Below are 11,208 nucleotides of genomic sequence, written 5' to 3' on the forward strand. Positions count from 1 at the left end.
AGACAATATGGCTGTCCCTTTTCGTATCGTAACACTAATCAACCCGCTGATGCACAAACAAAAAAGGCGTACCAACGGGTGTCAGTACGCCTTTTTTGACGGTTTTTAACAGAAATTAACGCGCGATAAACAGCGGCTTGCCGCTCATTTCCGGCGGAATTTCCATGCCCATCAGTGAAAGCATGGTTGGCGCGATATCAGATAATTTACCGCCTTCAACCGCTTGTGCATTTCCGCCGATATAAATCAGCGGAACCGGCAGGCTGGTGTGTGCAGTGTGTGCCTGACCGGTCGCCGGGTCACGCATTTGTTCTGCATTACCGTGGTCGGCGGTAATCAGCAACTGACCACCCACGGCTTTCACTGCGTCCACAACCTGAGCAACACATTTATCGAGTGCTTCAACGGCACTCACTGCTGCGTCGTAAACGCCGGTATGACCGACCATGTCGCCATTCGGATAGTTACAAATGATGGTGTCGTACTTACCACTGCTGATTGCGCCGAGCAGCTTTTCCGTCAGTTCAGCAGAGCTCATTTCCGGTTGCAGGTCATAAGTCGCCACGTTTGGTGATTTCACCAGAATACGGTCTTCGCCTTCAAACGAATCTTCCATGCCCCCGTTAAAGAAGAAGGTGACATGGGCATACTTCTCGGTTTCAGAGATACGCAACTGCGTTTTGCCGTGCGCCATCAGCCATTCACCCAGCGTGTTTTTCAGTGATGCCGGTGGATAGGCGCAGGCTGCGTTGATGTCTGCAGCATATTCGGTCAGCATGATGAAATCGCCGAAGTTGATGACTTTTTCGCGGGCAAAACCATCGAAGTCCGGACTGATAAAGGCGCGGGTGATTTCGCGGGCCCGGTCTGCGCGGAAGTTCATGAAGATCAGTGCATCGCCGTCATTGATGGCTGCGGATTCTTCGCCTGCTGCCTGCAATACGGTTGGCTTCACGAATTCATCATTTTCATCACGGGCATAAGCGGCCTGCAGGCCAGCCAGTGCATTATCGGCAGTAAATGCGCCTTTTGCCTGTGACATCAAATCATAGGCCAGTTGCACACGATCCCAGCGGTTATCGCGATCCATGGCGTAATAACGGCCCACGATTGACGCAATACGACCCGTACCGATTTGTGCGAATTTCTCTGAGAAGCGTTTCAGCGCCGCTTCAGCGCTGCGTGGTGGTGTATCGCGACCATCCAGGAAGGCATGCAGATAAATGGCTTTCGCACCACGGCGTTGCGCCAGTTCGACCATCGCCATGATGTGGTCTTCGTGGCTGTGAACGCCGCCCGCAGACAACAGTCCCATAATGTGAACCGCTTTGCCTGCGGCGATTGCGCGATCAACAGCGCCAGTCAGTACGCTATTATTAAAGAAGTCGCCTTCTTTAATTTCTTTGTCCAGACGGGTGAGATCCTGATACACGATGCGGCCGGCACCTAAATTGACATGGCCTACTTCGGAGTTTCCCATCTGGCCATCAGGCAGACCGACGTCCAGCCCGGATGCGGCGATAAGGGTATGCGGGTGAGTGGCCCACAGATTATCCATGACGGGGGTTTTGGCATTCAGAATTGCGTTATCTTGTTGTTCTTCACGATGCCCGTAGCCATCCAGAATCACCAGAACCATCGGTTTTTTGTTGCTCGACATGTCAATTGACCTCAGTTTAAAAGATGAAATGCTCAATAGGCTCGCCAGTTGCAACGGCATGAACAGGCGCGGCTAAATGCACTCAGGCGGGCTGATTTTACCCCAGCGCCGTGTGTGAATAGCCCGAGGAGATCAAAGATGAGGCGGGGTGAGGGTTAACTTTCGGCATAAAGCCGTGTTAATTTTCCAGGATGTGCCGCAGATTGTGGCATTCACCCGCGCTTACTGGCTGTATTTGCTCCGACGCGCAGGTATACTCTGAAGCCTTGAATTTTCCCCCAACTGACGGGAGTTGCTACACCCCATGCAAGATATTATGCCATTCATCAGTGCGCATCCGGTTCTCAGCCTGGCGTGGGTTGCGTTACTGATTGCAGTAATTGTGACCACCTTTAAAACACGTTTTTCTAAAGTGAAAGAGATCACCCGTGGCGAAGCAACCCGCCTGATTAACAAAGAAGATGCCATCGTTGTCGATGTTCGCGCGCGTGAAGAATTCCGCAAAGGCCACATCGCTGAATCACAGAATGTGTTGTCTGCTGACATCAAGAACAACAACCTGGGTGAGCTGACCAAACATAAAGCACAGCCTGTTATCGTGGTTTGTGCCACAGGACAAACTTCCCGCACTGCGGCTGAAGGCCTTATTGCTGCTGGTTTTGAGCGCGTGTTTACACTCAAAGAAGGTATCAGCGGCTGGAGCAGTGAAAACCTGCCTTTAGTGCGCGGTAAATAAGACATTAAGCCAACTGCTACGGCACTCAATTTTACGACTCTGAGGTGGAACCCATGGCAAAAATTGAAATCTACACCAAGGCAACCTGCCCTTATTGCCATCGTGCGAAAGCTCTGCTTAATAGCAAAGGAGCTTCATTCGATGAAATCGCTATCGACGGCGATGCAGATAAACGTGAAAAAATGATCGCCCGCAGCGGTCGTTCAACCGTTCCTCAGATCTTTATCGACGGGCAGCATGTCGGCGGTTGTGATGATTTACATGCACTTGATGCACGCGGTGGCCTTGACCCAATGCTGGGTTAATAAAGGCGGCGGCTGTTTTTCATTAAGTGTTTAAAAGGACTATTAACCCGAGGGTACTACTCACATGTCAGAACAAAATAACACCGAGATGGCTTTCCAGATCCAACGTATCTACACCAAAGACATCTCTTTTGAAGCGCCAAATGCGCCTCAGGTTTTCCAGCAAGACTGGCAGCCAGAAGTTAAACTGGATCTTGATACCGCTTCCAGCCAGCTGGCTGAAGGCGTATATGAAGTCGTCTTGCGTGTGACGGTAACTTCTTCACTGGGCGACGAAACTGCGTTCCTGTGCGAAGTTCAGCAGGGTGGTATCTTCACTATCTCCGGTATTGATGGCAACCAGATGGCGCACTGCCTGGGTGCATATTGCCCGAACATTCTGTTCCCGTATGCCCGTGAGTGCATCACCAGCCTGGTTTCCCGCGGTACCTTCCCGCAACTGAACCTTGCACCTGTTAACTTTGACGCTCTGTTCATGAACTATCTGCAACAGCAAGCTGAAGGCGAAGGTGCTGAACCGCATCAGGATGCCTGATGAAAACCGTCAATGCGTCAATGACAGTGATCGGTGCCGGCTCGTACGGCACCGCTTTAGCGATTACTCTTGCCAGAAATGGCCATCCCGTTGTGCTGTGGGGACATAATCCCGACCACATCAACGCATTACAACGTGCCCGTTGTAATCAGGAATTCCTTCCTGATGTTCCGTTCCCCGATAATCTGTTGCTCGAAACCAATCTGTCTGTCGCGTTAGCGGCCAGCCGTAATGTGCTGGTTGTGGTACCCAGCCATGTATTTGGTGACGTTTTGCGTCAGCTGAAACCCCATTTGCGCCCTGATGCGCGTGTGGTATGGGCGACGAAAGGGCTGGAAGCAGAAACCGGCCGTCTGTTGCAGGATGTCGCACGCGAAGAACTCGGTGATGCCATTCCGTTAGCGGTGGTTTCCGGGCCGACATTCGCCAAAGAACTGGCGGCAGGTATGCCAACGGCAATCTCACTGGCCGCCACTGATGCCAGTTTTGCCGAAGATCTGCAGCAATTGCTGCACTGTGGCAAAAGCTTCCGTGTTTACAGCAATCCCGATTTTATCGGGGTTCAGTTGGGCGGTGCGATTAAAAACGTTATCGCGATTGGTGCCGGAATGTCTGATGGTATCGGCTTTGGGGCTAATGCAAGAACCGCGCTGATTACCCGTGGTCTGGCTGAAATGACCCGCCTGGGTTCCGCTTTAGGCGCTGATCCGGCCACATTTATGGGCATGGCAGGCTTGGGTGATTTGGTGTTAACCTGCACAGATAACCAGTCCCGTAACCGTCGCTTTGGCATTATGCTGGGGCAAGGCAAGGATGTTCAGACTGCTCAGGACACCATCGGTCAGGTTGTTGAAGGCTATCGCAATACGAAAGAAGTACGGGCTCTGGCGCAGCGTAATAACGTTGAAATGCCAATCACTGAACAGATTTACCAGGTCTTGTACTGCGGTAAAGATGCGCGTGAAGCGGCGATCAGTTTGCTTGCCCGTGCGAGCAAGGATGAAAAACACAGCCACTGAAAGGCATCTGCAGAATAGCCACCTTGTTGGTATTCCCGACAGGGCGGCTTTTTATTACCCGAACTTGCAAAGTCGTAAGGAAAAGTGATGTCGCTAGAAGAATTAGAACTGGTCTGGAATAACATTAAATCAGAGGCGAGAGCGCTGGCTGAGTGTGAACCGATGCTGGCCAGTTTTTTCCATGCGACGTTGCTAAAACATGAAACGCTGGGCGGCGCGTTGAGCTACATTCTGGCCAACAAGTTGGGCAATCCGATTATGCCTGCGATGGCGATCCGTGAAGTTGTCGAAGAAGCCTATCGCAACGACGAACAAATGATCCTCTCTGCTGCCCGTGACATTCTGGCTGTGCATCAGCGTGATGCGGCAGTCGACAAATATTCCACCCCGTTACTCTATCTGAAAGGATTCCACGCGCTGCAGGCATACCGTATCGGTAACTGGCTGTGGAAGCAGGATCGTAAAGCGCTGGCGATTTATTTCCAAAATCAGATTTCAGTGTCATTCGGCGTAGATATTCACCCGGCGGCGCGTATTGGCTGCGGCATCATGTTTGACCACGCCACCGGGATTGTCATCGGTGAAACGGCCGTGGTTGAGAATGACGTATCGATTCTGCAATCTGTGACGCTTGGTGGTACAGGAAAAACCTGCGGTGACCGCCACCCTAAAATCCGTGAAGGCGTCATGATTGGTGCCGGTGCGAAAATCCTCGGCAATATTGAAGTGGGTGCTGGTGCGAAAATCGGTGCGGGCTCAGTCGTGTTGCAATCAGTTCCTCCGCACACCACGGCTGCAGGCGTTCCGGCGCGAATTGTCGGGCGTCCGGAAAGCGAGCGTCCTTCCATGGATATGGATCAGCATTTCAACGGTATTGCGCAGGGTTTTGAATTCGGCGACGGTATCTGACGGGTTTTCAGATGGCATGAATCTGCATGCCATCTTCTTCACTTCCATTCCGCTATTCTTTCAGCAATGCGCCCGGATATCCCAGTTGACGCCAGGCTTCATAAACCACCACAGAAACAGCATTCGACAAGTTCATGCTGCGACTTTCTGCGCGCATAGGAATGCGAATTTTCTGCTGTGCGGGCAGATTATCCAGAATAGACGCCGGTAAGCCGCGAGTTTCAGGGCCAAACAGCAGGAAATCATTATCCTGATAGCTCACGGCGCTGTGCGCTGGCGTGCCTTTGGTCGTCAGGGCAAAAAGACGTTGTGGATTTTCGCTGCTGAGGAAAGCGTCATAATTAGCGTGATGCTTTATATGGGCGAATTCATGGTAATCGAGCCCGGCACGGCGCAGACGTTTATCGTCCCAGCCAAAGCCCAAAGGTTCGATGAGGTGAAGCTGACATCCGGTGTTGGCACACAGGCGGATAATGTTGCCGGTGTTGGGCGGGATTTCTGGTTCAAATAAAACAATGTTAAGCATGCGTCCCCCTGATAGAGGGACGCAGAATAGCAGAATCTTAACGCTGGTGCAGCGGCAGCCAGATAATCAAACGAAGGCCGCCCAGCGGGCTGTCTTCGGCTTTTACCTTGCCTCTGTGCTGCTGAACCGCGGTATCCACGATCGCCAGCCCAAGGCCGGTGCCGCCGGATTCCCGATCACGCGCTTCATCAGTGCGGTAGAACGGACGGAAAATCTGTTCACGATCTTCTTCACTCACACCAGGGCCATCGTCATCAACGGTGATAGTGATCCCTTCACTGTCGTGGGCGAAGTTCAGGACAATGTGATGATGCGAATAACGCAGGGCGTTACGGACGATGTTTTCCAGCGCACTGTCGAGAGCCGCAGCATTACCGATCAGTTTCCACGGGCCAGGTGGCGACGTGACCTCAAGGGTTTTACCCATCTGTTCGGCTTCAAACTGTGCATCATCAATCACACCCGCCCACAATTCACTGGCCTTCAGGGTTTCGCGCGATAATTCATTTTTATGCTGGCTGCGTGATAACACCAGCAGGTCATTGATCATGCCATCAAGGCGCTGAGCCTCATTTTCGATACGTTGCAGCTCTTTACCCTCACCATGACGACGTCTCATCAACGCGGTGGCCAGTTGCAGGCGCGTCAGTGGGGTACGTAGCTCGTGTGAGATATCCGAAATCAGCCGTTGCTGTGCTGTTACCATTCGTTCGAGTGCGCTGACCATCTGGTTGAAACTGGCACCTGTCGCAAGGAATTCCTGCGGTCCGGCTTCGAGCTCCGGATGCTGCTTGAGATTGCCGCGTGCAACGTCATCTGCGGCGTTTTTCAACTTACGTGCAGGTTTTGCCAGGCTCCACGCCAGCCAGAGCAACAGCGGGGCGCTGATCAGCATGGTGACGATTAGCAGCAATAGCGGACGGTCGAACATCAGGTTGATAAAATCAGACTGAGAACTGCTGGCGGGGCGCATCAGGTAAAGCTGGTAGTTGTCTTCGCCATCACGAACGGAGAAAGGCCCCACCATTTCGACGCGACCATATTTTTTCTTCTTTGGACGATCTGAGTTATCCGACTGGCCGATAAAGTTACGTACGATCTGCATTTCATTGCGCTGAGCGCCAATAACGCGCCCTTCGCTGGTCACCAGCAACAAGCGTTGACCCGGCGGTGCCCATTTGTCGATGGCACGGAACAACCGGCGCCACCACATCAGGTCATTGGCAGGATCGGTCGCCAGTTCAGCTTCAACGTGTTGTTCAATCATCAGGCCTTGCCGCTGCTCGTTATCAAGCAACGGCGTAATCTGGCGTGAATCGAGTTTCGGCACCATTAATACCAGCATCAGCACTAAGGCTAATGTGAACCAGAAAATGGCAAAAATACGTGCCGTAAGACTGTTTATCATGAAGCAGAAACCATCAGATAACCGCGTCCACGCAGGGTTTTAAACCATGGATGTCCGTCCTGACGATCGGGTAATTTACGGCGTAAATTCGAGATGTGCATATCAATAGCACGGTCAAACGGCGTCAGACGTTTACCCAGCACTTCCTGACTCAGATGTTCGCGGGAAACGACCTGTCCGAGATGTTTTGCCAGTAAGTACAACAGGGTGAATTCAGTGCCGGTTAAATCCAGCGCTTCACCGTTAAAGCTGGCTTCCTGACGGCCGGGGTTCAGTTGTAAGCCATCGACTTCAAGCGTCGGTGAACCGTTGTTCTCATTGGTTTGCTGCTGTTCGCTCCAGTTAGAACGACGCAACATGGCCCGGATACGTGCCACGAGCTCGCGGTCGTTAAACGGTTTTGGCAGATAGTCATCGGCACCCAGTTCGAGGCCGAGGACACGGTCTAATTCACTGCCACGAGCAGTTAACATAATCACTGGCGTCTGATGGCGCTGGCGTAATTCTTTAAGGGTTTCAATGCCGTTTTTCTTCGGCATCATCACGTCAAGTAACAGAAGATCGATGGTATTATCGATTTTCTCTAATGCCTGCTCACCGTCGTAAGCCACTACAACATTAAAGCCTTCCATTTCGAGCAATTCTTTCAAAAGTGAAGTCAGTTCACGGTCGTCATCAACTAACAAAATTTTATTCATTGTATTTACCTCTAGACGCAAAATACGTCATCAATTGCCGCTATTCCATGACTTTACGTACTTTTACAAGCACTGACGCTTGTTTGCAGCAGCAGGTTTAGACTGCTTTTCAATGATTCGCGATGAAGCGATAAAGACTTTAGGAGTATGTGATGTTTAAGGCAGCTTCATTCGGTTTGGCCACGCTTCTGACGCTGAGTTCAGGTGTCGTTTTAGCAGATGGTGCGAAACCAGTGTCGGCGATGCCAGCAGAACATGATAGCACGATGTTGGATAAGCCTCAGGAACGCAACACCATGTTTGATGGTGTAAATCTTACTGAGCAACAGCGCCAGCAAATGCGTGACCTGATGCACCAGGCTCGTAAAGATCTACCCCATGTAAATGTAGAACAGATAGAAACGATGCACAGGCTGGTTACCGCCGAAAAGTTTGATCAGGCCGCCGTGCGAGCACAAGCTGAATTAATGGCTCAGGAGCAGGTGGATCGTCAGGTCGAAATGGCCCGCATCCGCAACCAGATGTTTAATCTGCTGACCCCTGAGCAAAAAGATGTATTGAACCAGAAACATGAGCAGCGCATGAAACAGATGCAAATGCAGTTATCTGGATTACAGCCCTCTTCTGCCCAGAAGACGAGTAGTACCAGCACGACCGAGTAAGATCCCTGTTTTTCCTTGCCATAGACACCATCCCTGTCTTCCCCCATCGAAAGGTGGGGTTTTTTTTGTCCTCAATTTGGGTTGGATTTGCAGAACAGGAAATTAACAAGGTGGAAATGTGATCGTAACGAACTGGAAATATCTTGTAAAAGCCGTATGAATCAGTAAATTGCGATGTACCGAGCGGTGTATGCGTATTCTTGCTGACTTGAATCAATTCAGCACCGGTGTTTTGTTATACTATAGGCTCAAACGCTAATAAGCCCTTTTGGCTGCATAAAAAAAATTCGCCCAACAGGCTGGCTCAAGATTCTTAAGAAATTGCATCTACAAGTTCAGAGGTAGTCATGATCAAAAAAATTGGTGTACTGACAAGTGGTGGCGATGCCCCAGGCATGAATGCTGCGATCCGTGGCGTTGTCCGCGCCGCTTTATCTGCAGATTTGGAAGTCTACGGTATTGAAGATGGCTACCTCGGCATGTATGAAAACCGCATGCGCAAACTGGATCGCTACAGCGTCTCCGATATGATCAACCGTGGCGGTACTTTCCTGGGTTCAGCACGTTTCCCGGAATTCCGTGATCCAGAAATGCGTAAAGTTGCGCTGCAGAATATGAAAGACCGTGGTATCGATGGCCTTGTGGTTATCGGCGGTGACGGTTCATATGCCGGTGCAGACCTGCTGACCAAAGAAGGTGGCATCCGTTGCATCGGCCTGCCAGGCACAATCGATAACGACGTTGCGGGCACTGACTACACTATCGGTTTCTTCACGGCGCTGGGTACAGTGGTTGAAGCCATTGACCGTTTACGTGATACCTCCTCTTCACACCAGCGTATCTCTATTGTTGAGGTGATGGGCCGTTATTGCGGTGATTTGACCTTAGCAGCAGCGATTGCCGGGGGTTGCGAATTTATCGCTATCCCTGAAGTTGAATTCAAACGTGATGATCTGGTTGCTGAAATCAAAGCCGGTATCGCGAAAGGCAAAAAACATGCCATCGTTGCCATCACCGAGAAGTTAGATGACATTGAAGAACTGGCTAAATACATCGAGAAAGAAACCTGTCGTGAAACGCGTGGCACGGTATTAGGTCATATTCAGCGTGGCGGCGCACCTGTCGCTTATGACCGTATTCTGGCTTCCCGCATGGGTGCGTATGCTGTTGACCTGTTGCTGGAAGAAGATCGTGACTATTCTCAGGGCGGTTTCTGCGTGGGTGTTGAAAACGAGAAAATGGTTCACGAACTCATCTCAATTTGTATCGCGCCAGAGAACAAGAAAAGCAAATTTAAAGAAGACTGGTACGACACGGCGAAAAAACTTTTCTGATTCAGCTTATTGCGTGTTTAAAAGAACCTCCTTTGCGGGAGGTTTTTTTTCGCCACTCTTTTTGTTTATTCCATAAAGTAATAGAAAAAAACCTTTTATTCTTTATGTGTTTCGTTTTTATCTGGCACGCTCTCTTTAACGAACAAATAAATGAAATCCATAGAAACTATTTCGGGAGAGTACGATGCGTAAATGGGCTGCAGGTTTGGGATTGCTGTTGGTGGCAACCGGAGCAATTGCCAAAGATATTCAGATTCTGAACGTGTCATACGATCCAACCCGCGAATTCTATGAACAATATAACAAGGCATTCAGTAAATACTGGCAGGGCAAAACCGGTGATACCGTCACCGTACGCCAGTCGCATGGTGGCTCAGGCAAACAGGCTACGTCAGTAATTAATGGCATTGAAGCGGATGTGGTAACACTGGCGCTGGCTTATGACGTTGATGCTATTGCAGAACGCGGCCGTATCGATAAAAACTGGATCACCCGCCTGCCGGACAACTCTGCGCCTTACACGTCCACCATTGTGTTCCTGGTGCGCAAAGGCAACCCGAAACAAATTCATGACTGGAATGATTTGATCAAACCGGGTGTATCGGTGATTACGCCGAACCCTAAAACGTCTGGCGGCGCACGCTGGAACTATCTGGCAGCCTGGGGTTACGCGTTGCATCACAACAACAATGACAAAGCGAAGGCTCAGGATTTCGTGAAAGCATTGTATAAAAACGTCGAAGTGCTGGACTCCGGTGCACGTGGCGCAACGAATACTTTCGTTGAACGTGGTATCGGTGATGTGCTGATTGCCTGGGAAAACGAAGCGTTGCTGGCAACAAAAGAAGTCGGCAAAGATAAGTTCGAAATCGTCACGCCAAGCGAATCGATTCTGGCGGAGCCAACGGTTTCTGTGGTTGATAAAGTCGTGGATAAGCGTGATACCCGTACAGTGGCGGATGCTTACCTGAAATACCTGTACTCGCCGGAAGGCCAGACTATCGCGGCAGAAAATTATTACCGTCCGCGTGATCCGGAAGTGGAGAAGAAATTCGCGGCTGAATTCCCGAAACTGAAACTGTTCACCATTGATCAGGTTGCAGGTACCTGGGCTCAGGCGCAGAAAGACCATTTTGCGACAGACGGAATTTTCGACCAAATCTCCAGGCGTTAATCGCGATGTTACAGGCAATAAAAAACCCCGGCAAGCCGGGGTAATGCCGGTCACTTAAGGTGACCGGCATTGTTTTTTAAGGGATATTTCGACCTTTTTTCTCTCACTTCCCTCGCATATTCACGCTCACGTCTCGAGGGCAGTTTTAGCATCGCTGCGTTGCTGTAAAAATGCTTCAGATGACCCGGGATGGCTCCCGCTGATGCCCACGGCAGCCCGATTAACAACCGTAATATCTCCGA

The 11,208-nt window shown here is 50.7% G+C and carries 12 protein-coding genes and 1 pseudogene; 8 read left to right on the top strand and 5 right to left on the bottom strand.

Going from position 1 to position 11,208, the window contains the following annotated elements:
* Positions 1 to 115: 115 nt before the first annotated feature.
* Complete coding sequence (gpmM, locus tag LC431_RS22305; RefSeq protein ID WP_037035330.1) at positions 116 to 1,660, bottom strand: 2,3-bisphosphoglycerate-independent phosphoglycerate mutase; 1,545 nt, start codon at positions 1,658 to 1,660, stop codon at positions 116 to 118.
* Between the two features lie 304 nt (positions 1,661 to 1,964).
* On the opposite strand from gpmM, the gene LC431_RS22310 reads away from it, so the two are divergent.
* The 5 genes from LC431_RS22310 to cysE all read left to right on the top strand — a co-directional run bounded on the left by LC431_RS22310 (position 1,965) and on the right by cysE (position 5,164).
* Complete coding sequence (locus LC431_RS22310; RefSeq protein ID WP_013577604.1) at positions 1,965 to 2,396, top strand: rhodanese-like domain-containing protein; 432 nt, start codon at positions 1,965 to 1,967, stop codon at positions 2,394 to 2,396.
* Positions 2,397 to 2,449: 53 nt separating this feature from the next.
* Positions 2,450 to 2,701, top strand: coding sequence for a glutaredoxin 3 (grxC, locus tag LC431_RS22315; protein WP_013577603.1), 252 nt, complete (start codon positions 2,450 to 2,452; stop codon positions 2,699 to 2,701).
* A 64-nt stretch (positions 2,702 to 2,765) separates the two neighbouring features.
* Entirely contained in the window at positions 2,766 to 3,236 is a 471-nt protein-coding gene (gene secB / locus LC431_RS22320; RefSeq protein WP_013577602.1) for a protein-export chaperone SecB, read from the top strand.
* Positions 3,236 to 4,255: an NAD(P)H-dependent glycerol-3-phosphate dehydrogenase gene (gene gpsA, locus LC431_RS22325; protein WP_013577601.1), complete on the top strand. Its 1,020-nt coding sequence runs from the start codon at positions 3,236 to 3,238 to the stop codon at positions 4,253 to 4,255. The genes secB and gpsA overlap by 1 nt, the downstream gene beginning before the upstream one ends.
* Positions 4,256 to 4,342: 87 nt before the next feature.
* Complete coding sequence (cysE, locus tag LC431_RS22330) at positions 4,343 to 5,164, top strand: serine O-acetyltransferase (RefSeq protein ID WP_013577600.1); 822 nt, start codon at positions 4,343 to 4,345, stop codon at positions 5,162 to 5,164.
* 52 nt (positions 5,165 to 5,216) lie between these two features.
* Here cysE and trmL read toward each other — a convergent pair whose 3' ends face one another.
* From trmL to cpxR, 3 genes are read right to left on the bottom strand one after another with little or no spacing between them, the layout of a single operon-like run.
* A complete protein-coding gene (trmL, locus tag LC431_RS22335) occupies positions 5,217 to 5,690 on the bottom strand; it encodes a tRNA (uridine(34)/cytosine(34)/5-carboxymethylaminomethyluridine(34)-2'-O)-methyltransferase TrmL (protein ID WP_013577599.1) in 474 nt (157 codons plus the stop codon).
* 37 nt (positions 5,691 to 5,727) lie between these two features.
* Complete coding sequence (cpxA, locus tag LC431_RS22340; RefSeq protein WP_037035328.1) at positions 5,728 to 7,098, bottom strand: envelope stress sensor histidine kinase CpxA; 1,371 nt, start codon at positions 7,096 to 7,098, stop codon at positions 5,728 to 5,730.
* The gene (gene cpxR, locus LC431_RS22345; protein WP_013577597.1) at positions 7,095 to 7,796 is read right to left on the bottom strand and encodes an envelope stress response regulator transcription factor CpxR; all 702 of its coding nucleotides are present in this window, start codon (positions 7,794 to 7,796) and stop codon (positions 7,095 to 7,097) included. Before cpxR ends, cpxA begins: the two co-directional genes overlap by 4 nt.
* A 152-nt stretch (positions 7,797 to 7,948) precedes the next feature.
* On the opposite strand from cpxR, the gene cpxP reads away from it, so the two are divergent.
* The 3 genes from cpxP to LC431_RS22360 all read left to right on the top strand — a co-directional run bounded on the left by cpxP (position 7,949) and on the right by LC431_RS22360 (position 10,966).
* On the top strand, positions 7,949 to 8,458 hold the full coding sequence (cpxP, locus tag LC431_RS22350; protein ID WP_013577596.1) for a cell-envelope stress modulator CpxP: 510 nt from the start codon (positions 7,949 to 7,951) through the stop codon (positions 8,456 to 8,458).
* A gap of 347 nt (positions 8,459 to 8,805) precedes the next feature.
* On the top strand, positions 8,806 to 9,792 hold the full coding sequence (gene pfkA / locus LC431_RS22355) for a 6-phosphofructokinase (RefSeq protein WP_013577595.1): 987 nt from the start codon (positions 8,806 to 8,808) through the stop codon (positions 9,790 to 9,792).
* Between the two features lie 184 nt (positions 9,793 to 9,976).
* Positions 9,977 to 10,966, top strand: coding sequence for a sulfate ABC transporter substrate-binding protein (locus tag LC431_RS22360; RefSeq protein ID WP_013577594.1), 990 nt, complete (start codon positions 9,977 to 9,979; stop codon positions 10,964 to 10,966).
* 50 nt (positions 10,967 to 11,016) lie between these two features.
* On the opposite strand, the pseudogene LC431_RS22365 reads toward LC431_RS22360, so the two are convergent.
* A pseudogene (locus LC431_RS22365) lies at positions 11,017 to 11,208 on the bottom strand (IS4 family transposase); the annotation flags it as partial.

The sequence above is a fragment of the Rahnella sp. GSA61A genome (assembly GCF_019969905.1).
Classification (GTDB): Bacteria; Pseudomonadota; Gammaproteobacteria; order Enterobacterales; family Enterobacteriaceae; genus Rahnella; species Rahnella aceris.